The 23,305-nt window shown below is 61.5% G+C and carries 13 protein-coding genes; 10 read left to right on the top strand and 3 right to left on the bottom strand.

Going from position 1 to position 23,305, the window contains the following annotated elements:
* Positions 1-18 precede the first annotated feature (18 nt).
* On the bottom strand, positions 19-1,023 hold the full coding sequence (dctP, locus tag WNY80_RS09460; protein ID WP_342887119.1) for a TRAP transporter substrate-binding protein DctP: 1,005 nt from the start codon (positions 1,021-1,023) through the stop codon (positions 19-21).
* Between the two features lie 144 nt (positions 1,024-1,167).
* Positions 1,168-1,836, bottom strand: a complete 669-nt coding sequence (locus WNY80_RS09455; RefSeq protein WP_342887118.1) for an FCD domain-containing protein — start codon at positions 1,834-1,836, stop codon at positions 1,168-1,170.
* Between the two features lie 238 nt (positions 1,837-2,074).
* Between WNY80_RS09455 and WNY80_RS09450 the strand changes: the two genes are divergently transcribed.
* The 9 genes from WNY80_RS09450 to WNY80_RS09410 all read left to right on the top strand — a co-directional run bounded on the left by WNY80_RS09450 (position 2,075) and on the right by WNY80_RS09410 (position 19,505).
* Positions 2,075-3,112, top strand: coding sequence for a Gfo/Idh/MocA family oxidoreductase (locus WNY80_RS09450; protein ID WP_342887117.1), 1,038 nt, complete (start codon positions 2,075-2,077; stop codon positions 3,110-3,112).
* A 43-nt stretch (positions 3,113-3,155) separates the two neighbouring features.
* Positions 3,156-3,989, top strand: a complete 834-nt coding sequence (locus WNY80_RS09445) for a shikimate dehydrogenase (protein WP_342887116.1) — start codon at positions 3,156-3,158, stop codon at positions 3,987-3,989.
* Positions 3,990-4,176: 187 nt separating this feature from the next.
* Positions 4,177-5,100, top strand: a complete 924-nt coding sequence (locus WNY80_RS09440) for a hypothetical protein (RefSeq protein ID WP_342887115.1) — start codon at positions 4,177-4,179, stop codon at positions 5,098-5,100.
* Positions 5,101-5,525: 425 nt separating this feature from the next.
* Positions 5,526-8,633 (top strand): hypothetical protein, encoded by a 3,108-nt coding sequence (locus WNY80_RS09435; RefSeq protein WP_342887114.1) that lies wholly within the window; start codon positions 5,526-5,528, stop codon positions 8,631-8,633.
* Positions 8,634-8,645: 12 nt separating this feature from the next.
* The gene (locus WNY80_RS09430; protein ID WP_342887113.1) at positions 8,646-9,464 is read left to right on the top strand and encodes a hypothetical protein; all 819 of its coding nucleotides are present in this window, start codon (positions 8,646-8,648) and stop codon (positions 9,462-9,464) included.
* Between the two features lie 15 nt (positions 9,465-9,479).
* Positions 9,480-10,991 (top strand): hypothetical protein, encoded by a 1,512-nt coding sequence (locus WNY80_RS09425; protein WP_342887112.1) that lies wholly within the window; start codon positions 9,480-9,482, stop codon positions 10,989-10,991.
* 5 nt (positions 10,992-10,996) lie between these two features.
* Positions 10,997-13,837 (top strand): penicillin-binding transpeptidase domain-containing protein, encoded by a 2,841-nt coding sequence (locus WNY80_RS09420; protein WP_342887111.1) that lies wholly within the window; start codon positions 10,997-10,999, stop codon positions 13,835-13,837.
* Entirely contained in the window at positions 13,834-17,229 is a 3,396-nt protein-coding gene (locus tag WNY80_RS09415; protein WP_342887110.1) for an FtsW/RodA/SpoVE family cell cycle protein, read from the top strand. The genes WNY80_RS09420 and WNY80_RS09415 overlap by 4 nt, the downstream gene beginning before the upstream one ends.
* Positions 17,230-17,267: 38 nt before the next feature.
* On the top strand, positions 17,268-19,505 hold the full coding sequence (locus tag WNY80_RS09410; RefSeq protein WP_342887109.1) for a hypothetical protein: 2,238 nt from the start codon (positions 17,268-17,270) through the stop codon (positions 19,503-19,505).
* Positions 19,506-19,634: 129 nt separating this feature from the next.
* On the opposite strand, the gene WNY80_RS09405 is transcribed toward WNY80_RS09410, so the two are convergent.
* Positions 19,635-20,594 (bottom strand): hypothetical protein, encoded by a 960-nt coding sequence (locus tag WNY80_RS09405; protein ID WP_342887108.1) that lies wholly within the window; start codon positions 20,592-20,594, stop codon positions 19,635-19,637.
* A 148-nt stretch (positions 20,595-20,742) separates the two neighbouring features.
* Between WNY80_RS09405 and WNY80_RS09400 the strand changes: the two genes are divergently transcribed.
* On the top strand, positions 20,743-23,292 hold the full coding sequence (locus WNY80_RS09400; RefSeq protein WP_342887107.1) for a hypothetical protein: 2,550 nt from the start codon (positions 20,743-20,745) through the stop codon (positions 23,290-23,292).
* Positions 23,293-23,305 lie beyond the last annotated feature (13 nt).

The raw sequence follows: 23,305 nt of genomic DNA, 5'->3' as shown, positions 1-23,305 counted from the left end.
CAGTCCCGGGCGGGAAGATCAGTTGCCGAGCGCGTTGATCTTGTCGAGGACGCCTTCAGGCCAGCTTTTGGCAAATTCCGAACCGACATACTGCGCCTGCACGTGGGTGCGGAAGGCGTTGAGGTCCGGCTCGTAGATGTCCATGCCCTTCTCGCGAAGGAATGCCACAAGGTCCTCTTCCTTCTTCAGCTGCGCCTGGCGACCGCTTTCCGCGGCATCGTCGGCAGCCTTCTGGACGGTTGCCTGCTGTTCCGGTGTCAGCTTGTCCCACACGGCCTTGGAGAAGGCGATGTAGTTGAGGTCGACCAGGTGCGAGGTCAGCACCACCTGCTTGGTGACTTCATAGAACTTGGCGTCGACCACGGTCGGCAGCGGATTGTCCTGCCCGTCCACGGAGCCTGTCGAAAGCGCGGTGTAGATTTCGGTGAAGGCCATCGGTGTCGGGTTGGCGCCGAGCGCCTTGCCGAGGAACTGCCAGGCATCGGAGCCGGGCATGCGCAGATTGACGCCTGCCAGGTCTTCCGGTGTCATCACCGTCAGTTCGTCCTTGCTCTGGCGCAGGTTGACGTTGCGGCGACCGAGATACATCACCGACAACAGCTTCACGCCCAGTTCGTCTTCGACCTTTTTCTTGAAGGGATCCATCAGCGGATCATTGAAGACGGCGACCTGGTGCGCGGCGTTCTGGTGAACGTAGCCGGTGGCGAAGATCGAGAATTCCGGGAAGAAGGTCGCCAGTTCCTGGGCCGAGGCAATCGACATTTCCAGGTCGCCCGAGGCGATGGCTTCCAGTTCGCTGCCCTGTGCGATCAGCGATCCGTTGTAATGCGGCTGATAGGTGGCGAAGTCCGCCACTTCCGGAGCGAACACTTCGGCCAGTGCAACGGAGCGCTGGTCGGTTTCGGATGCCGGTGTCGACATTCTCAGGGTGACTTTGTCATCTGCAAAGCTTGCCGGTACGAAGCCGACAGCAGCGACAGATACTGCGCACGCGAGCAGCATGCGGCGGGTAATGCTATTCATGGTTTTCTCCTCCCAATGATGGTCCGTTGGCACCCGGCCCTGACGGATTTGACAAAAACCTGTCACAAAGCACGGGTAATTTCAACATACATAATCTGTTTTGTAGGCTGTTTTGGAATTTGCAGGATTGGTCTCCGCCCCTGTCTATCCTTCCTTGCGCGAGTTGATGATGAATTCAACGCCGCCAAGAATGTGCTTGCTCAGGATGTCCGTGGCCCGCTTCACGTCCCGCGCGAAAGCTGCCTCCAGCAATCCCGCATGTTCATCGGCACCCGGCTGCCCCCGGAACGCCAGGGTCAGGATCTGGTAGCGCAGGTATTTGTCGAAGAGCTGGCCGTGCAGGTCCATCAGCGTCTTTGAGCCGCAGCCGGAGATCAGCGCCCGGTGAAACCCCCAGTCCGCCCGCTTCCAGTCTTCCCGCGCGCTCATGTCGCCGGAAATCATCCTGTCTTCGAAACGGTGCAGCTTGTGGTGCGCGGCAACCACCTGCGATTCCCAGTCAAGATCGCCATTCTCGAAGGAGCGGGCAATGGCATGCCCCTCGACCAGCATCCGCAGCTCCGCCACTTCCCAGAGATTGGCGTCCGAGACGCTGGCGACCTCGAAGCCCTTCTGCCCTTCTGCCACGACAAGCCCGTCCGACGTCAACCGGTTGAGGATCTCCCGCAGCGTGGTGACGCTGACATTGTAACGCTTGCGCAGCGGTTCGAGCCGCAGTTTCTCGCTCGGTCGCAACTGGCCGAATATGATATCGTTCCTGATGTTGCGGTAGGCGCTGTCGCCTATCGTGTCGCGATCTGCCGCTTCAATCACGCTGTCACCTCCGGGTGTTCATCTTGACTGTAAGAGAGAATGTAGGACATAAGAACTAATATAGGCAATTTGCTCTCAAGGGCAATCGAAACCTGATTTTGGTCCAGTCCTTTCACTTTGTATTTGGAACAACGACTGTGTGTGAGCGTCGCGGCATCATCAGACAATCCGGCATTGCCGTGCGGGCGATGCGCGCTGCTGCAGGCCACGTGACGCCTAGCAAGCTTGGAGCCTGCCGGTGAACAGACCTGTACGGATTGCCGTTGCCGGGGCAGGCCTGATCGGCAAGCGGCACATCGAGGCAATTGCCGCCACGCCCGGCGTCGAGCTTCACTCCATTGTCGACCCTTCAGATGCTGCCCGCCAATATGCCGGCCTGGCCGATGCCCGATGGTACGGGTCTCTTGCCGCGGCCTTCGACGCGGACAAGCCTGACGGAATTGTTCTGGCCACGCCCAACCAGGTTCATGTCGAAAACGGGCTGGAGTGTGTCGCGGCCGGCATTCCGGCGCTGATCGAGAAGCCGCTTGCCTCCGATTTGCAGGCCGGTCTCGATCTTGTCATTGCCGGTGAGGACGCCGGTGTGCCGTTGCTGGTGGGGCATCATCGGCGTCACAATCCGCTCATCGCATCGGCCAAAATGCAGATCGATGATGGTCTGCTTGGAACGCTGGTTGCCGTCCATGGCATGTTCTGGCTGATGAAGCCGGATGACTATTTTGAAACCGGTTGGCGGCGCCAGCCGGGCGGCGGCCCGGTCTTTCTCAACCTCATTCACGACATCGATCTTCTGCGCCACCTGATCGGAGAAATCGTTTCGGTTCAGGCGCTGATGTCGAGTGCGGTGCGCGGCAATCCGGTGGAGGAAACCGCGGCAATCATCCTCCGCTTTGAAAACGGTGTTCTCGGCACCTTCAGCCTGTCCGATACGATCGTATCGCCCTGGAGCTGGGAACTCACCGCGTCGGAGAACCCCGCCTATCCGCCCACCGGCCAGTCCTGCTATTTCATTGGCGGCACCCATGGTGCGATGGAGCTGCCCAATACGAAGGTCTGGACCAACCCGGCAGCGCGAAGCTGGTGGGAGCCGATATCGGCGACCCGTTATCCCGTCAGCCGTGAAGACCCGCTGGTACGCCAGATCGCGCAATTCGCGAACGTTATTCGCGGCAAGGAGCCGCCCCTTGTTTCGGCGAGGGAGGGATTGAAAACGCTGCAAGTCATCGATGCCGTCCAGCGCTCGGCGCCAAATGGCCAGACGGTGACACTGCCGTGAAACAGATGCCGGGTGAAACGGCGGCATTGTCGATGAGGGTGACATGATATCAGGTACCACCAGGCTGATCGCTCACTTGGGCGTTCCCACCGAGTCGTTCCGTGCGCCGTTGATCTACAATCCGTGGTTCCAGTCGAAGGGCATCGATGCCCGTGTCGTGCCGATGGGCTGCGAAGCCGAGGGCTATGCGGCTTTCCTGCCACTGCTGTTCAGGCTCCGCAATGTCGATGGCGCACTGGTGACCATGCCGCACAAGCTGGCGACGGTGGCGTTGCTGGACGAGGCAAAGCCGGCGGTTCTGATTTCCGGCTCCTGCAACGCGGTCAGGCGTGAGGCCGATGGCCGGCTTGTCGGCGACATGTTCGACGGCGAGGGGTTCGTCCGCGGAATGCGGCGCAAGGGCCGCGACGTGGCCGGCAGCCGGGCGCTGGTTGTCGGCTCCGGCGGCGTCGGCTCCGGGATCGCCGCGTCGCTGGCCCAGGCCGGTGTTGCCGAGATCGGGCTTTTCGACACGCGCGAAAGCGTGGCCGAGCAGCTTGCCGACAGATTGCGGCGTCATTGCCCCGGTATCGCCATTCAGACCGATTCCAACGATCCTTTCGGCTGGGACGTTGTCGTCAACGCCACGCCGTTGGGCATGAATGCCGGAGATCCGATGCCGGTCGACGTCAGCCGTATCGATCCGGCCGCGTTTGTTGGCGAGGTGGTGATGAAGCAGGCTGAAACGCCGTTTCTGGCCGCCGCCCGTCAGCGCGGTTGCATGACGCAGATCGGCGCCGACATGCTGTTCGAGCAGATCCCCGCCTACCTCGAGTTCTTCGCGTTTCCCGCCGCGACGTCTGACGAGCTGCGCAGCATTTCACAGCTGACCTACTAGTCTCGGGGCGCGTTGCCCGGCGGATGGGGGTCTGTGACCACCCGGGCTGCCGTGCCGGTTGGCGGGGAAGGGCGGTGTTTCGGCTCGACCGTTGATTTCCGCAGGCATGTCGATACAGTCTTTCTGCAGTACCGGACGTGTAAATTCGCAGGATATTCATTGAATAGATCTGTGAAGGGAGGATCTTGTGGAAACTGTTCCCGGCGAAGCAAGAGCTTTGAGGTTTGAAGAAGTGTGTTACGGCAAGCCTGTACGCACACTCAACGGGCCCCTGCACGAAAGCGCCCTTTACGGTGTCAGCTCGGTCACGCCGGGTATTGCCGATCCCTTGCGCTATATTCCGGCCAATTTCCTCGGCAATGCAAATCTCACCTCCAGCATGATTGATCCGGAATTTTCCGGCCGCGGTGCCCTGATCGTCAAGGCGGTCGACGAGGGGCTGGCGATCATGCGGATGCGCTACCGCGCCGAAGCCGGTGAGGGCGAGGGCGGACGGCAGTTTCTTCTCTCCCGCATGCTGCTGCTGCCGGATATCCACCATTGGCACGAGATCCCGCCGGGCCTGTTTTCCTGGTGTGAGCAGTCGCTGGGCGCGCAGCCTTACGTTTTCGACCAGCCGAGTGAGCCGCAAACCAGGCCGGTCGAGCTGCCGGCCTTCAAGGCGCGGGACGTGAACTGGTTCGACAATTTGAGCCAGCGCCGGCAAATTCAGCTCGGCTCCGCATTCCAGGCCATCACCCGGCGGGTTGGCTGGACCGTATCGCGGACGGTTGCGGAAGAGGAGAAGCAAAGGCCTGCGGCATTGATAGCCGCCGATCTCGACGTCATTTCCTCCCTGCCCCGGAAATTCCCGCTTCGCCCCGGTGATGCCGATCAGTTCATTCTCAATCTGGGACTGGATCCGCAATTGACGCCGGGGGCGGTCAGCTATTTTCCCGGCCATCGCGGCAGCGCCATCGAGGCACCTGACCTGCAGGCGCTAAGAATTGCAATCATCAGTAGTGAAGAAAATCCGGGCGCCGAAACCGGCGTTAAGCATACTTCCGGATCGTCCGACAGTCTTGACCGCAGAATTGGTAGCGAGCCGATCCCGTTGAAGTGGCTTTCATAACAATATCAAATAATTATGTTGCATTTTAATCATTTACTTTAGTGCGACCCATCGCGCCTCCAGCTGTTGCGCTAAGGATTTATAAACTATATCGTTCGAGTTCGTATCGGGTATGTACTAGCGTTGGGTCTTTAATGTTGGATTGGGATCTAAGTAACCCAAAGAAAACGCAGCAGCGTTTAGAGAATTGTTCCGTGATCTGTGATCTTGGAAGTTTCTCTCCGATAGTTACGATCTCCAATTCATCTTTAGCTTCCGATGAAACACTCAAAATTTCTGTTGCTGGATACATTGAAGAAGCCCCGTGGCTCAATGCAGCTTTGCGCGATGCGGAGAGCGGCGAGACAATACTTCAGTACGAGCTGGGAAAATCAAAGAATATCGATCTGGTCCTCGAATGCGCGCGTGAGCCGACAGAGGACGAGATGGACGACGCATCCCGCGAACATTTCACGCTCTCGATCACCCTGCAAACCAAGCGCACCGATGGCCAGTCGCAAAATCTCAAGGTCGAACTCGCCAGCCTGCGCCTGCAGACACTGAAATGGCAGCCGCCGGTGGTGCAGACCCGGCAGGTGTCGATTCCTGAGCTCAGCCGTGTCGAAAGGCAGGAGCGCAACGATGTCGATCTCTTCGCCATCAATGTGAAGCAGCCCGTCACCCGGCTGGAATACGGCGGCGCGCCCACCAGCGTTCTTGTCTCGGGCCGCCTGAGTTGCCGCGTCGATGGCGAGATCAGGGATGTTTCGGCAAATTTCAGTATGGGGCAGGGTGTCGTGCGGTCCACCGCCGGAATCGCCTGTGAGCTCCGTGCCGGCGATGAAGTGTCGGTTCCCTGCATTGTCTCCATCAACGAGGTTTTCGACGCAGCCGATGGCGCCGACAGCCTGCAGATGCAGTTCGACTGGAGTTGCGTCTTCAGCGAAGACGATCAGGCGCCGCTTTCCGGGACCTATGATTTTGACCTGCAGTTGAGGCAGGGCGAGATCCTCGCACTCAAGTACCGCGATGCGTCGGCGGTGCCCAACATGACCCGTGCCGAGGCGCCATTCGCCGAACGGTTTCCGCTGGAGTTTTCGGTGCCGATCTCCGGTGGCGGGGTTCAGTTCGAGCTCGGCGACACCATCGAGTTCGACGTGGTCTGTCTCGATGACAGCTGGGATGTTGTCGCCCACGCCCATATCTTGCCGGAAGGCGAGAAAATGTCGCTCGCCAGCCGCGATGATTTCAAGCTGGTGCAGGACATCGAGGTCGACCAGAACAATGGCGGCAAGATCCAGATCCCGTTTCACAACACCACGCTGGATGAGACCGGCGACACCGATCGCTACCAGCTGTTCATCCGGTTCGAAGCCAGGCGGCTGAAGATCAGGGCGGGCATGTCCCTTGTCGCCGAAGATGACCTGTTCGAGCACAAATACGGCATGGTGGCGGTCGACATCGTGCTGCGCCAGCGCGATCCCAAATACCTGATCTGCCTCGACTACGGCGCGTCCGCGATTGCGGCCTGGTTCGGGCGGGTCGAGAGAAACCTGGCCCGGCAGCTGATCCCGCTGGGCTCATATGCCTACAGTCTTGCCGGTGCCCATTCGGAATATGATCCGAACAAGAAGCGCTGGCAGAATGTCCTGATCCCGTCGACCATCGGGTTGAACCCGGCAAGGCATGTGCGCTCGCGCAAGGCGCCGCTCTCCTACGGCAATCTTTCCTATGTCGGCACCAAGCTGCAGGCGGCCGAAAAGCGGATGGCACTGTTCGGCCGGACCTACGACATTTCGATCCCGGTCGATCGCGACTTTGTCACCGACGGTGAAAGCTCACCCTATCTCGAGCTCCAGACGCTCGTCATTCCCGACCTCAAGCGCATGCTGATGAACTCGGAACCCGGGTTCAAGTACCGCATCAAGCAATCGGTCATCGAGCGCACGGCCAACGGATTGCAGGCGACCCGCGAGATCAATCTCTCGGCCCTGACCAGGGATGCGTTTCACGAACTGGGATCTTACATGATCCCCAATTCGCTGTTCTATGCCCATGACCAGCTTGACGGCCCGATTGTCAGCGAAGCCGGTGATGAGCGCTTTGACCAATGGCTCGAGTGCGCCGACAGCGATGTCCAGGTTGTCGTCACCCATCCAAGCGGCATCGCCCACCACAAGCGGGAACTCTACAAGAATGCCGCAAGGGCCTTTGCGCAGGGCCTGACGGGAACCCAGGACCCGCGCTCGGCGCGCGAGCCGAAACTGATTCCCGAAGCCCTCGCCGCGGCCTATTTCGGGATTTCCCGTTCGCAGGGACGGCGCGAGCAGACAGAGGTTTTTGCCTGCATAGACATTGGCGCCAGCACCGTCGACGCCAGCCTGATCGAAGTGAAGATGCGGCACGACAGCATCGAAAGCTGGAAGGTCTTTGCCCATTTCGGGGCAACCATCGGCGGCGCCAACCTTGATGAGGCGTTGCTGGCCATCCTGATCCAGAACCTGCGTGAACTGTTTTCGTCGACCGAACCGGTTTTCGAGGATCTCGAACTCGACCACCGGTTCTTGCGCGACGAGGCCCTCAAGACGGCCTTGCTGCCGCGCATCCAGGAGGCCAAGCGGGGTCTTTCGGAAACGCTCATGCGCAATGCGGGCACCGAGGGCGAGTACCGCTGGGCGGAAGAGGGGGACGGCAGCTCGTTTGCGGTCGAATTGAACGATATCCTGCGCAGCGCCTCGCCCGGGCAGCCGCTCGGCGAGCGCGACACCGCCATCCCCGGCTCCGATGACAAGGTGCAGTTGCGCGTCAGGACGACGTCGACGGGCGGCCAGACAATCTGGATCGAGATTTCCCCGGATCTGCTCGATGCAGGCGGCTCGATTGCCAATCCATCGAGAAGCAATCCGCAAACGGTCGCCCGGACCCTGGGATATGCCGTGCCGGCCATGCTGATCCGGGAAGCCCGCCGGTTGGGCCTGCGCGATCCGCAATGGGTCATTACCGGCCGTGCCAGCCTCTGGCCTTCGATCTTCACCGGTATCGGCCGAACGGCACAAATGCTTGGCCAGCCCCGCGAGGCGGCGCCGCTGCGGCCATTCAGCCCCGATGACATGAAGAACGCCACGGTCTATGGCGCCGCGCGTCTGGCCACGTCCGGCCTGGAAATCACCGACGGTGCCGATCATTCCTATGCGCTGGTCCTGCATGACGACGGACGCGGCGTGGTCTCCGAGATCGAGTATCTCGATACCCGGTCACGCTCCGAAGGCAACAAGAGCGTTCGCTTCCTTCCCAACCGGTGGCTCAGCCGGGTCTTGCCCGGGCTGGATGATGTCGGCAGCGAAACCGACATCACCCGGGATGAAATCGTCCGCCTTTTCGGCATTTTCGGCCAGAAAGTCGTTGTCGACCAGTCCCAGGTCAAGCCCGGCGGGCTTGCCGGCGGTCAGGATCAGCACGTTGAAATCTCCTGGAAACGCAGGAATTCCGAGGTCGAGTTCACGGTCGGCGACATCATCGTCCGCCAGCCGCGAAGTCGTTTGGCGGGAACCTAGGGGGGGCGCGAGATGGCGGTGATTGGTATCGAGTTCACATCCGGATTTGCGCAAGTGCTGTTCACCGTGCTTCTCGTCGCCATTGTGATTGCGGCATTCTGGGTGTTCCGGCGGCTTCGCCAGGGCGAGGCCCAACTTGCCTCGATCCGGCGGGAAAACTCAAAACTGCGCAACGAAATCGCCAACATCACCGGCTGGACCACCAATGGCCGCCTGCCCGAAGACTGGCAGGAGCGCTTGCGCAACGACAAGGCTGCAGCCGGCGGCGCGATGCCCGCCGCGGGTTCCGAAGCGCCGCGGGAACCTGTTCTGGTGGCCGCGCACCAGGCGCTGGCCGCAGTCGAGCCTCCGTTCTTCGCTTCCAGCGACAGTGCCGAAGAGGTCACCCGCGCCCACAAGCGGATTGTCGACCTGATCGAGGGCCTCGCCGCCGAGCGCATTGATCCGGTGCCGGCGCTCGCCAATGGCGACATGGACAAGCTGCTGTGCCTCTGGCGCCGCCTGGAGGCCTATTTCCCCGACCGCGAGCAAACCGATGCCTATGGCTTTGCCGCCTATGCCGTACTCGAGCTTCTCAAGCGCAGCCAGGTCCAGGTCATGGCGCCCCGGCCATTGTCGGTCGAGAGCGTCAAGAACTGTGTTTTCACGACCGATGACAGCGAAAAGCTCAGGGACATCCCGCGCATTCGCACAGCGGCATTTGCGGTAAATTCCCGCTTTACCAATCCGCAGGGAGGCGAAGAACTGGTGATCGATTGTGAACGTCCCGGATGGAATGGCCCGAATGGCCGCAAGAGTCCTCGAATACTGATCCTTGATCGATCATGGTAAGGCGCGGACGTTTTCATGTCTCTTGGTAATCCAGTCCGGTTCAGCGACGAGTCCGACCGCCCGGTCATCATGATCCCGGTGAAGCTGGATTTGCGCGACAATCAGGCCTTCTGGCGCCGCAATGTCTTCGCCATTCCCAAGTCGGGGCTGCTGGGATGGCTTTTCAAGAAGGGCAGCAAGGCTGCACGGGAATTCCCGTGGGTCGTCGGCGGAAATCCCGACCCCGCCAAGCGGGCCGGGATGTTTCAGGTGTCGCGCGGCTCGGTCGACGAGGTGCTCTACAACATCACCGACAAGCTGGTCATCGGAACCGCCAATGGCAGCGAGGTGGTCGAGGTCGCGTTTCAGCACCTGACCTTCGTCTCGGGCCCGGGCGGGGTATGTGACACGGCCTCCGAAAGGGGGCTTGAAGAGTGGATTTCGGAAAGCCTCGGCTCGACCCTGAAGGGCTATTTCGATCCGACCATCGGCGTCCGGGTGGATTGCATGGTCAATCCGGCGCTGCCTGCCAACCAGCTCAACATGTATCTGGGCCAGGGTGTTTTCGTGCCCCGGCGCGGTGAACGTCCGATCGGCTGGATCCGCTATTTCCCCGACCCGTCCCGGCGCGAGCAGTACAATGAACCGCGACTGCTCGATGACCGCCCGGCAGGTCTCTACAAGGGCCAGGGCGGTCTCGTCATCGGCATTGGCGAGGGGCTCCTTCATGCCGAAATCGATCTCGGTTCCGACGAGGAAGTGCAATCGCCCTTCATGTTCATCAACAAGGACGCGGTTCTGGTGCCGGCCAGCGAGGAGCCCAAGGTCCGCGGTGTCGACGCAAGGCTTTCCTTCTGCCGCAGTCACGGCAATGAACCGGTTCCCACGCGGGTGCCCTGCACCGACGATCAGTGCGATATTGCCTGGAAAATCGATTTCGTCGGCACCGCCCAGATTCCAGGACGGCTGGAAATCTGCGTGGATTCCCGCAAGTCGCGGCTGCACTGGAAACCGACCAATGGCTGCAATGCCGCCATCAGCTCGCTGCTGTTTGACCTGAGGGATTTCTCTCAGCGGGATGTCGACCGTTTGTGGATCGATCTCGACCGGGACAATATCCTGACAGCCTATGCGCTGCAGGTTGCACGGGTTTCCCTTGTCTGGGACTGCGAGAACGAGGAGCAGTATGTCTATGAATGGGGCCAGACCGGCGCACCGTTCAAGACGCCGGGCAGCGTCGGGCTGAAATGCCGGACCATCGAAAACAACATCATCGAGGTCGGGCGTGCCGACGGCGAGCCGTTCGGCTACCTGGAACTGCCGGAGGTGCCGGAGAAGGTGATTTTCTCCGACACGTTCCAGTCTTTCAGCGGTTACCACCTCGACTGGCTCGATCAGTGCGGTCGCATATCCTTCGGCGACACGGTGGTGTCGCTGGGCGAGGCCTATGCCGAGAAATGTTCCGGCATGCCGATCTCCAGGTTTGAGCCGGGGCAGACCAGAAAAACCGTCGGGCCTCTGGTCCTCACCCCTTACGAGGGAGGCTGAGGCGGATGAAAGCCAGATTGTTCAGCGCGCGCCATTTTCAGATTGTTGTGCTGTCCCTGCTCGCTGGCATTCTCTATCTGGGTGCTCACTTCTTCGCTGACACATTCCGCATCAACCGCATCTGGATGGAGCGGGTCGAGATCCCCAGCGCCCTGGCATTCGATGCCGCCACATTCGATTTCCTTGTAGATGGCGGGGCGATCTGGCCGGTCCGTGACGGCGTATCGGTCGCCCTCGGCCACGCCCCCTGCAACACGCTTGCGATGCGCTCGCCCGAAACCGTGACCCTGGTCTCCGGTCCGGCAGGCGAGGCCGGCCGCAAATATGTCCGCGAACTGTGTGAATCGGCCCAGGGCGAACGCATTCGCCAGGAGGTCGCCAATTTCAACCAGAGCTACCGCATTGTCGCGATCTCGGATAACCGTGAGGCCGACAACGCGCTGAAATCAAAAGAGGGCGTTGCCTGCGCCGATGGCGTGAGCACAGCCAAGCTGTTCGTGCCGCCGCGCTGCCTGCCGAACAAGTGGGAAGCGACAATCGCCGCAGACGGCCGGGTGGTTCAGTCGATCTCCACGGCAACGATTTCGCAGTTCGACTACGCGTTCCTGGCCAGCGAAACCGAGAGTTTCTTCGCAGACTGGAAAGTCATAACCCCGGTCATCGACACGCAGACCGGCGAATCCGGCGAATACCGGTTCCGGACGACCATGGCCTTCGGCGAGATGCCGGTCAGCATTCGCACCATCGGGGCCGTGCGCTCGATCTCCATCAACGGTTCGCCCCTGAAGACCGACCCCGTCACAGCGCCGGAAGACGTGCGCGAGGCTGCCGGGCAAAGACAGCTGGCATCGCTTGCAATCTATTGCGCCGACGATTCCCGGGGAACCGGTCACCGGGTCCGCTGCGAGGGCGAAAGTCCGCGCGGGCGGCCGACAGGCTCGCAGATCTTTCTGTCCGAGCCGAAAGGGCGGGTGGTTGAGCTGGAACTGGTGATCGAGCCTTCCATCAGGATAGACCGCGGGCTCAGGCGCTATCTCGCCAGGCGCGAGACAGGCGCACCCGAAGCCACTGACGAGAAGGTTTCGCTTGGTTTCGGCCGTATCCGGGTGGCCTGTGCGCTCTCCGGTTTCGAGGTTGGCCGATCTGCGAAGGGCGGCCCCGAGACCGGGTGCGATCTCAACTGGTATGTTCCCGGCAACCAGAGGGTTGAACGCCAGTCCGAGCCGCTGACCGGCCTGACACTGCGCGACCTGCCGGTTCTCGATTCACAAGGGGCGCTGACCCAGAAGGCCTTTGAGCTGGGGCTCGGCCCGCTGCTGGGTCTGGGCACCGGGGATTCCGGATCGGTTGCCGCGGCTCTGACCCGGACCGGTGAGGGCGAGAACCCGTCGCTGACGCTGAACCCGGATTACCAGCAAAAGGCGCTTGCGGCGCTGGCGCAGAACTACAAGTGCCCGAAAGGCGAGGAACGATGCAGCCGGCGCGCCGATCTCGTCATCCTAGATGCGGAGGGCGAAGATGCCGGCAACGTGCTTGCCATTGCCAGCCTGCCGCAGCCGCGAACCGGGATGTCCTCCTGGGACATTGAAACACTTGAGCTGACGGCCTCCTCCAAAAGCCCGCTCGCGGCCTATGCCTGGCGCAACTACGATTTGCGCGGCACGCCCGGTTCGTCGTTCAAGCTGATAACCGCGCTGGCTGCCAGCCAGTATGTGATCGACAGCGGCGACAAGGGGCTCGAGAGCGTGTTGCTCGGCACGGCGAGCCCGTCCGAAATCGCCGATCTGTTCGGCATCGTTGCCACCCGTCCTTCCTTCAACGGACGCTGCAAGCCGAACTACGACGAGCGCGATCCGAAAAAGCTCAACGCCCTGCCGATCCCCGGAGCGCGCGGCGGCATCGTCTTCTGCATGGGCAACTCCGCGTCGTCCGCCGGCGTGCGCAGCGGCATCAGCCATATTCTCGAGACCGGGGTCGAAAGTGGCTGTGGCGACGCCCGCACGCCGCGCGGCGGCATGTGCGAGGCGATCAAGCGGTCCTCGAACCTGTATTTCGCCGGCATCGCGATGTACCTGGATGCCGACAAGCTGGTTGATCCCGAAACCGGGTTCGAGCACACCGGGCTTGTCACCGATCTTCTTCTTGCCAGGGAAGCCGAAAGATTTTTCCCGGCCGCCCGCAACTCCGATGCGGTTGAGCGCAAGAGCGCGCTCGATGTGCTGGACGTGAACTATCCCGCGACCGGGCGCGGCCGGGCCAGCCCGATGATCGTTGAAGCCGGATTGCCGGTTCCCCCCGGTGAGCCGCGCCGGCTCAGGCTGGCGCGCGGCGGCATCGGCCTCAGTGTCAGCGCCAGCCCGCTGGCAATGGCATCGGTCGCAGCCTCCGTGGCATCGGGCAAGGTTGTCCGGCCTCACCTCGTGCCGCGTGCGGAGCGGGGCCCGACGGACGATCCGGTGGAAGGCGAACCGCTGTTGATTGCGCCGCCGGAAAAGCAGGCCTTGGCCGACCGGTTCCTGCGCGACATACGCGACGGCATGGGGGCGGTCATCCGCAAGCGGGGCGGCACCTCGCGCAGCGCTTTTGCCAAGATCCCCGCCGAGCTGCGCGAATCGGTCTTCGCAAAAACCGGAACCGCACCGGTCTTCGGCCATTCGAATTCGCCGCCGGACGGCCGGTACGCTTCCTGGCTGGTTGGCTATGTCGATCCGCAGGCAGGGCTGCCCGGCTTCGATCAGAAGATTGCCTTTGCATGCCGGGTGGCATTTTCTCCCAGTTACGGAGGCTCGGTCTGCGGGCCGATTGTCCGCGATTTCCTTCTCGCCCTTTATGAGGCGGGAAAATGAAGCTCGTCCGCTCCATCACCTCGGTCTTCGCCACCCTGATGCGGCTTGCCCTGGGGCTCGCGACAATGGCCGTGATCTTCTGGTGGATGTTCGGTCTCTATACCGCCGCCGGACACGCGCCGCATTTCAGTTCGCTCAAGGATCTGCGGCTGACGATTCCGCAAGGCAAGGAGGTCGTGCTCGGGCGGGCGGAACTGCTGCAGCCGGCCGGCGCGCGCTCGGCAGAGCTGCAACATGTGCGCTTGCGTGCGTCGAAAGATGGTCAATTGCTGATCAGCCGGGTGGCGGAACTCCGCGATCTCAATGTCGAGTTCGGCGGCAAGACCGAAGAGGGCTCGAGCGAACGCTACGAGATTTCGCGGGACAAGGGCGCCGTCACCCTGCTTTCCGCAGGTTCCCAGTTTGTCAAAGTGTCGGTGAAGGAGGATGGCGGGATCCGGTTCGCCGTCGAGGACTGGGCCGGCAACACCTCGACTGCGGTGGTGTACCGGGATGGCGCGGAGATTCTCGTCAACGGCGAGCCGGCTGCCGCCTGCTACGAGCAGGGAACCGCAAGCTGGGTCGTGTCGCAGGCCAACAGGCTCAGCGATGATGTTGTCCGCAGGATTTCAGGCATGTTGGAGCCTGTCGGGCTCAGTGATCTGCTGCGCAGGAAAGGCAGGACGACGATCGCTGTCCTGGGCGGCGATGTCGATTGCACGATGCACCGTTACGCATTGGTGGCCATGCCGCGCGCCAATCCCGAGCTTGAGTTTATCGTCCGCAAGAACCTTTCCGACGACCGGCTGTTCGTGTCGATCTACCGCGATGCCAAGCTTGTCCCCGTCAGCTTCGAGACATGGCTGGATGGCAATCGCATCCGCCAGAACTACGGCCGGACAGGCATCGAGGTTGCGGTTGCCTCCACCGGGCCGCTCGACACGCCGCCGGTCACGCATTTCACCGCCGGCAAGACGCGCTACGCCATCGATGCGGTGCCCGCCGCCGCAGGTGGCTGGGAAATTCACATTCAGCCCAATCGCCGGGTGGCGCTGTTTGACGAGAGTGTCTGCACCCAGTCCGGCGCGGCCGTTGTCGAAACGGCGTCGGCCGAAGACTGCCCGCCCTCGCTCGACACCTCGCCCAATGCGTTGCCTGACGGCGCAAGCATCGAGGTTGCGAAACTGCAATTGCCTTCCACGCTCGACCGGCTGTTTGTCAGCAGCCCGGAAGGCCTCGTCAGTGCCGAGATACTGGCAAGGGGCGCCGCGATCTGCCTGTCCCTGCTGATCGTGCTTGCCGTCCCCGGCGCCACCATCTGGCGTTCCAACGGCAGCATTGTGCGTGCGGCATTTCTGTTTCTGGCCGGCGGCTTCGTGCTGGTCCTGGCCCTGCTTCCCGACCTGGTTGCCATCGCCAGGGTGTTCACCGACGTTCCGGATGCATCGCTGTGGCTGTTTTACGGACTGGGAGCCCTGTGGGTCTGCGCCACCATAGTCGTCACGCTTGACCGCTCCGGCGGCGCCAGCCTGTCCGCTTTCTGGCTCGTTCTCACCGCCATCATCGCGCTCAGCTCGATTTCCATGTTCAGTCTCAGCGCCGAAGGCCCCAACACCGATTGGGAACGCTTCTTCATCAAGCACAAGCTCGTTGTTCTCGATATATTGCCGCTGTTCGTCATGGCGCTGACCATCGTGTCCCCGACGGCGCTGAAGCTCAGGATCGGCAATGATTTCGCCGGCCGCCCGTCCTTCTTCTCACCCACCATGTGGCTTCTGGCCATCGTCTTTGCCCTGTTTGCGGCCTGGTTCTTTCTTGGCAACCAGACAGGGCTTGGCGGCTCGATCCAGCCGGTCGAGGCGGGAAAATTTGCCATTGTCGTGCTTCTGGGAGCGGCATTGGCGCAATGGTTGATCCGCGCCCGCCTGCTGGCTCAGGCCTGGTTCGGCATAACCCTGATCGCCGTCATTCTCTCGGCGCTGTTCATCACGGCGCTGCTTTTCGTGCCCGCGGTGAAGTCCGACTATTCGCCGCTGATCATCATCGGTTCCGCAACCGGGATCACCGCGGTCGTCGGGGTCATGGCAATCGGCTGGCGGATCAGGGAAGAAGAGTTTGATGACCTCAGAGACATCAGGCGAATTCCGCTGTCCTACGTCCCCCCGATCCAGGATTTCCGCCTCGGCTCCGGACAATTCGGTCTGCTTCTCCTGCTGTTCGCCGCGATCATCCTCGCGCCGCTGCTCTCCACCGATCGTGCCCGGCAGGTCATCGAGCTGGTTTCAGGCAAGCTCGAGTATTCGATTGCCGCGGGAGTGGCGCTGGCGCTGGTCTGTGTCCTGCTGATCAGGACGCTGGCCATTCCCCGCGCCATGTTCATTCTTCTGCTCGGCCTGCCGCTGGCGCTGATGGGCACATGGGCGCTGATGCGTGGCGAGATGGTGATCCTGGCAATCGCGGTGGCATGTCTTGGCGTCATCGCCTTCGCCGTCGCGATCCGTAACCGGGTCAACTGGACCTTGGCCCGCGTCGCCATTGCAGCCCCTCTCATTGCGCTGGTCATGGCCGTGGCATTGAGGGACGTACCGGCAAAGGCCGGGCTCGGGGTGCAGGAGTGGTCCTGGTTCGATGGCCCCGACAAGCAGATCGTCGAACTGGAAAAAGTGCTGGGCGAAGGCCGCCGGCTGCCGGTCGAGCGGCTGATGAGCTGGGCCGATCTGCGCTTTGGCCGCACGGGCGGGTTCGAGGAGCCGCGGCAGCTTATGCTCCGTGACATGAATTTCCATGTGCTGAGATCGCGCGCCACGCTGGCCAACGCGCCCTGCGGGCTGAGCCGCGAGCTGACCGCTGCACCCTACAACATCGGTTACGCGGTCGGGTGGCTCGGCGATGGAATTTCCAAAAGCCTGGGGATTTCCTGCCCTGACGAGGCGCAGCAGGCGGAAACGCTTCGCTGCACGCCGTCCACCCTGAAAGGGCCGGTCAGGCCCCATTGTGTGCCGGTCGTGCAGAGCGATTTTGCCGCGACCTACATCGCCACGCGGCATGGCAATGCCGCCGCCACGCTGCTGATCGCGCTTCAGGCCTGTTTCATCTTCCTCGTCATCGCGCTCTATCTCAAGCTTCAGGCCAAGCGGTCGCGCGATCCTGTCGAGACCGGGGCAGACCAGGCTCTGGCGTGCATCGCGCTTGGCGCCGGCATGCTGTTCCTGATGCAGTGGATCCTGGCATGGTCGAATGCGTTCGGGCTGCTGCCCGTCATGGGCCAGCCGATGACCTGGCTTTCGGCAGGAACAAGTCATCATCTTTTCATGGCAATACCGGCGTCGCTGGTGCTCCTCGTGGCGACCCGCCTTGCAGGAATGAAAGCACCCGTGTTAACAATTCGTATACCGCCACGACGCCGGGGTTAGTCACCAATAGTGTTTGAGTAAAGGGAGCGGGCGTTGAGATGGACAAGAAACAGAATGACGGAAATGCCGTCCTAAGTACGACCCGGCTGAAGCAGGCGTTTATTATTGTCTTCGCCGCCGTTGCATTCTTCATGACTGCTTACGCGACCAGTGGCGGTGCGCGAATATTTATGACCGAAACCTATGCATGGGTCGGCATTACCGCGCTTGCTGTCGGCTTCCTGGCTTTTACATCGCTTGTGCTCGGTGATGGCATATCCTCCAGCCGGTTTGCCCAGGTCGCCCTGGTGACACCGTTCTACCTGGTCGCCGTGGCGATATGCTGGATCTCCTCCTTTGCCTCCTACCATCAGCAATTCCTCAGCGTCGGCGGATCCGACCTGGCCAATGCCGAGACCAATCTGCGGCAAATGGGTCTTTATGCCCACGATATCAGTCAGGAAATGAATGACCGCTATCTGGACAAGAAAACCGCTCTGCTGGGTGACGAAGCGCTGAAGGACTATTCGGCCAGAATGGGTGCGCTTACCGACGAACTGCGCGACCGCGACAAGAAAAAGGAAATTGCCTCCGAACTGCAGACGCTGATTGAAACCCGGAAGGTTGAGCTGATGAACCGGCAGGGCCAGCTCAAGACCCGGCAGGTCGAAGTTGAGCGTGACCTCACCAAGCTCACCTCCCGGATCGAAAATCTCGAACAGCAGGTTGCAACAAGGCAGGCCCAGGCGGCGGCCACCTCTGAACTGGTCGGCAAGCTCGAAGTTGCCTTGAAGCAAGAGGAAGGCGAGGCCGATGTGCCGCCGGGAGAAAAGGCCATCCTTCTCGCCGATGGCCTTGCCGGTCAGCTGGTCAGCGACCCGGCCTGCAATCGCAGGCGCCGCGCCGGGACCGGCGGCGGTGTGGCCGGAACCTGCTACAAGGCGCTGGGAGAAAAGCTTGCAGAAACGCAGGCCGAGCTCGCCGATGCTGACAGGCAATACAAGTCCACCCGCGATCAGCTGCTCAAGGCAAACCAGCAGCAGGCGTCGCTGCAATCGGACCTGGTCGAGATCGCAGCCGAGCTGAAATCGGCAACAACCCAGCTCAGCGAAGACGTCGCATCGGGCTACACGCTTGATGCCGACGGCTTCCTGCAAAGCGTCAATGCGTTCATCGACACGCCAACCCAGACCAGCTTCCAGCAGACCGCCAGCTATTGCCAGGTGATCACCGAGGTGCTGTCCGATCTCAAGTCCGTTTCCGATCTCCCGGTCTGCGAGCCGCAGCCGCTGATGGCGGTCTTCCGGCAGATCGACACGCTGGAAGCCGATCAGGTCGCCTTCAATCAGGCATGCGATGAAACCGACCGCCGCAAGCAGATCATCGACAATTTGCGTGGCGAGATGCTGGATGTATCGGGTCCCGAGCGGCTCAAACCCATCACGCGGGCCTATGACCAGATGCGCGCGGACGTGATCGAGACCTGCCTTGTCGCGGCCGAGCAGCGTGGCCTCGAGGGCGGCCCGTATCGCGAGGATCTCGCCAGTCTCTACGATCGCATCAACCCCTCGCAGGATGCCATCAGCAAGGCCATCGGCAAGGTCGAGGCGCTGTTCAACGGAACCGCTTCGGCCCGGGATTACTTCCCCGCCCTGCTGGCCCTTTTGCAGGAGCTGTCGCTGCTGCTGGCAAAACTGTTCTGGGATGCCAATGTCGTGGCCAAGGCCTCGCGCCGCAAGGATGATTTCGACACGGCTGACCTGGACCTCGATGCCAAGCCGGATGACCCGGATTCGGTTCTTGCCGCCAAGAACGTGATCCTCAACGCCGTGTTCGACAAGCAGGGCTATCTGCTGCCGTTGCTCTATGACGAGGATTACTCGCACGAGATGCGCAGCCAGATGCGGCTGATTGTCGACAACCTGTTCCGCAAGCAGCTGGCCAGGAAAACCGGCCGTGGAATCCTGATATCGGAGCAGGGCCTGGCTGAAGTCGGCCGCCGGATCCAGCGCCACAACGAGGCCGTTGAAAGCAGGAATGCCAAGCCTGAACCTGAAGCTGCAGCCGTCGAAGCCGGCGCGGTTGCCGACAGCCTCCACGCAGCCATCGAGCCGCATGAAGCCGCCGTCGGCATTGGCGGTGAATCCGGGCAGGCGACCGTAAAGACCGCTGCCGCGCAACCCGGAACGGCCGCTTCAGCGTCCGAAGCACTTGATGATGCCGAGGCCAACCCGGCGCAACGCCCGCGCCGCCGCCGGCCCGTGGTGGTCAGGCCGAATTTCCGGCGCGAGATCTGACCCGGATTCGGAGCAGTCAGCACGGCGCCTGATCTGAAATGATCGGGCGCCGTTTGCTTTGGGAAAAGGCGAGCAGTGATTGTGGTGCCTGCGCACGAACCTGGAGCCCGGCAGGCAAGCCGCCGGCGACTATACCGGCGTGGTGTCGGTGCTTTCGGCTGCCGCTGGCGCGGCATTGGCTGCCGGCTGGGGCGCGACCGCCGGGGCCCGCTCTTTCAGGATTCCGCTGAGAATCTCGTCGCGTGTGAACAGGAACGGACTGTCCAGCCCCAGCGCCGCAAAGATGAAGGGGTCTGCGGTCATGTAGGGATAGCGGACATTGTCCGGTGTCAGCGGAACCGGGAACCGGGAATTGCCCGGATCGAGGATCTCGGCGCTTGCATCGATGTTGGCGCAGCCCAGTTGCGGATGAAACCCGTAACTCGACGTGGCGATGAAGCGCAGGTCGATGTCCCTTTCCTGAGACGGAAACGGCCTGAAATCCTTGATGATGTCAAAGGCCGGGCGCATGTGGGCATGCAGGATCGCAAGCACCGCTTCCGGCTCTGTGGCGATATCCCGGGAGCGGTTGCCGAAGCGCAACAGCAACAGGTCGAACATACTGATCGCGATCGCCACGCGCTCGAGATTCTGGAATTCCGGCTTTCCGGCGCGCTCGAAAAAGTCTTCCACCTTGTCGATCAGAGCCTCGAAGCCTTCATCTGTGCCGGCATTCAGCGCGGAAATGACCAGCACGATGCCCTTGGCCTTGGAAAACCACTCGTCGAGTTCCTTGGCTTTCTCGGCGTGCGGATTGGCCTTGCCCGAAATGTCACTGCTTGGAAACGCCGCTTCGCCGGGCGCGTCACGCACATGGATGGTGAATTGCCTGTTGTCGAGTACGCCGGCGGGCTGAAGCCCATCGCCTGATGGCAGATCGAGTTCAAGGTCAAACCGGATATCGGTCACGCCCTCGGTCGCTTCCGGAAGGTTTCTGTAGTAACTTCTAAGTAATTTCCGGTTGACCCTGTCGGTTTCGATCTTGATGTTGTGAAGTTGCCGGAATCCATGGAAGTTCAGTTCCACGCATTTCGCGAAGTCGACAAACAAGTTTGTCTTCCCTGATCTCACCGGTCCGGTCAGGCCGACATGTATCTCGTTGTTATCATTAACAGCCAATTCAGCGTTCCCTTTTGCTGAATTTCATTATAAGTCTTTAAAAGCAATAAACCATTTGAATAGTACAGGAAAGAGTCGAATGGGTTATCGGGGTGGAGATTGCGAGAATGTCTGGCTGGCCTGGGATGGCGAGGACCAGGCAGTGCTGGGGTATTTTGCTTCAAAAGGCGAGGAGCTGGTCAAGCACCGCAAGGGTGCGATCGTTCTGTGCCACCTCAAGCCTCCCGCGTTTCGCGAGGGCAACAGGTCGGGGATCGTCGTCGACGTCTTCTCCATCGGGCCTGGCGACAGCTTCCTGAGAACGCTCCGGCTTCCGCGCGGCACCCATTCGGTCGAGCTGCTGATTGACGACGCCCAGACGGCGAAGCCGCTCAAGGCCTTCGAACTGGCGCGCGAGACCGACGGTCTCGTCCCCAATGCCCGTTACGGCAATGTCGTGATCGCCCTTCCCGAAGAGACAGGCGACGATCCGGACGCCAGGTTCGTGTGGTCCGACAAGCGCATTCATCACGTCAAGAAACCCAATGCCCATATCGGGTGGGCAGGCTACTTCACCTCCTGGCCCGTCCATGAGGGCGATGGCATGGGCAACGTGGTCGCCGTCTCGAGCTTCCGCCTCGAGGTGCCGCATCTCGAGGATGCCCTGCAGATATTCCCTGTCGGCTATGACATCACCGAAGCCGAGCTTGTCGGAAAGGATGACAACGCCACCGCCATTACCCGCGCCTCGGTCGAGAACGACCGGGTGCAGAATGCGGTTCTGACCATCGAGGGAAGCCGGCCGCTGTTGCAGGGCCTCTACTTTCTTCACGTCTCCGCCCATCGCCAGCGCGCCAATGAGTGGAGCGACATCATCGATATCGATCCGGGCACCTTCCAGTCGATCAGCGACAATCTGGTCGAGGCCTACCGGCACCTGCTCTCCAGCACCGGGGACTGGGACGAGGCCGAGGTGGGAGATGCCGGACAGAATCTCATCGAGATCCTCACCCAGGAACACCGCTGGTTCGAACTCTCGTCGCCCGACTATTTTGTCGACGTGTTTCCCAACGAGAATGGCGAGAAGGTCAAGCTCTCGGTCTACGAGATTTCGGCCGGAGACCACCTGGTGTTCTACGACACCATGGGCCGCAAGTTGCGCGCGGGCCAGCATCTGAGCTCCGACAGCATCATCGCCTTCAAGGCCTCGACCACCGGCCTTCAGCTGCTGCGCGGCGTCTACACATCGAGCCACAAGAAGATCGCGGAAATCGACGCGCACCGGCCGGCCAAGCGGTCGTCCCTGTCGGAGCCGAATGATTTTGAATCGCTGCCGGCGGCACTGAGCACCAAGCATGACCGGGTCGGCGCGCCCTATTCGCCGTTCGATTTCACGCCTCTCAAGGTCCACTCCGCCATTCACTATGGAATGGGCGGCACCGGGGACAGCTTTGCCTGGGATGCGTTCACCCGCGATCCGGCACCCTGGCTGCTGGCCGACGCCATCAATCCGAACTTCTGGGCCAGCCAGGACGAGTTCAGGGTCGCGCGCGACGGCAACATCCTTGTCCGCGCGCTCAGCCTGCTTGGACGCGACGAGGCCTTTGTGGCCCTGCCGCAGCTGGAAGACCAGATTGTCGCGGCGTTCCTGATCATGCGCCTGGCCAGGACGGAAGTTCTCCGGACCTGCATCTACCGGATCAACGGCCTCAGCCCGGCCGGGGACGATCTGCCGGCGCTGGCCGAACTGGTCAACCTGATCGATGTCCGTCTCGGTGACGTGGAATTCAGGGAATGGCTGTCGTTCAGCGAGCCCAAGCTGTTTGAGGCCCTGTGTGAGCCCTCCGGCGCCTCGAAGCCGATCGAGCGCGGTACGCTCAAGCAATTGTCCGACGAGCTTGAACACGCCGGCGAGATCTTCGATGCGTTCCACGGCGCGCTCGGCGAATCCGCCAAGCGTCCGGCCACCGGCGTTACCGAGGGTGGACGCTGGCAGCCGCAGGGCGCCAGCGAGGAATTGCTGGAAAACCTGATCGCGACCCTGACCGAGTCCGACCTTGCCAGGGACAAGGTCGCCGGCCAGCACTACGAATCACTGCTCGCCCGGTTTGGCCGCAATGCCTATTACAGAAGCCGGATCGCCGCCGATATCTACAAGAACTATCCGGACCTGCTGCCCAACGACTCCAAGAAGCTGATGGAGTTCCTGCGCGGCTTGCTGACCGAAGCCGGCTGCAATTTCGACATGCGCAACTTCGATGAGAAGCTTGTCGGCAGCGTTGCCGAGAACATGCAGAACGTTGAAGCCTGGCTTCTGCCGAACGCGGTGAACATGCGCAAGATGGCGCAGGTCGAGCTCGACAATGCCTCGATGAACACCCCGACCGACGAGAAGAAGAAGGCTGCCATCATCGAATTCGCGGCGGCCCATGAAATGCAGAAAACCTGGGATGATATTGCCGATATCATCGTCCGTGCCGAAGAGGCCGGGATCAGGGTTCCGACGAAGCTCCGGCGCCTGCAGCTGCTCTGGCCGCGCGAAAGCTCCACCACGCTCAGCGAGTTTCTCACCTTCGAGCACAAGCACAAGCACGTTCTCGGCCAGAAGCTGAGCGAGACATACGGCTACGATTCCGTTCTGTATGCCTGAGCCTCAGCGGCCG

The organism is Hoeflea sp. AS16, assembly GCF_038900095.1.
Lineage (GTDB): Bacteria > Pseudomonadota > Alphaproteobacteria > Rhizobiales > Rhizobiaceae > Hoeflea.
This window is presented reverse-complemented; position numbering and strand designations above follow the sequence as displayed.

Excerpts from the sequence above, each read along its gene's own strand:
- WNY80_RS09445 (WP_342887116.1), top strand. The coding sequence starts at position 3,156 with ATGATATCAGGTACCACCAGGCTGATCGCTCACTTGGGCGTTCCCACC.
- WNY80_RS09410 (WP_342887109.1), top strand. The coding sequence starts at position 17,268 with ATGGACAAGAAACAGAATGACGGAAATGCCGTCCTAAGTACGACCCGG.
- dctP (WP_342887119.1), bottom strand. The coding sequence starts at position 1,023 with ATGAATAGCATTACCCGCCGCATGCTGCTCGCGTGCGCAGTATCTGTC.
- WNY80_RS09430 (WP_342887113.1), top strand. The coding sequence starts at position 8,646 with ATGGCGGTGATTGGTATCGAGTTCACATCCGGATTTGCGCAAGTGCTG.
- WNY80_RS09415 (WP_342887110.1), top strand. The coding sequence starts at position 13,834 with ATGAAGCTCGTCCGCTCCATCACCTCGGTCTTCGCCACCCTGATGCGG.
- WNY80_RS09400 (WP_342887107.1), top strand. The coding sequence starts at position 20,743 with ATGGGTTATCGGGGTGGAGATTGCGAGAATGTCTGGCTGGCCTGGGAT.
- WNY80_RS09425 (WP_342887112.1), top strand. The coding sequence starts at position 9,480 with ATGTCTCTTGGTAATCCAGTCCGGTTCAGCGACGAGTCCGACCGCCCG.
- WNY80_RS09420 (WP_342887111.1), top strand. The coding sequence starts at position 10,997 with ATGAAAGCCAGATTGTTCAGCGCGCGCCATTTTCAGATTGTTGTGCTG.
- WNY80_RS09435 (WP_342887114.1), top strand. The coding sequence starts at position 5,526 with ATGGACGACGCATCCCGCGAACATTTCACGCTCTCGATCACCCTGCAA.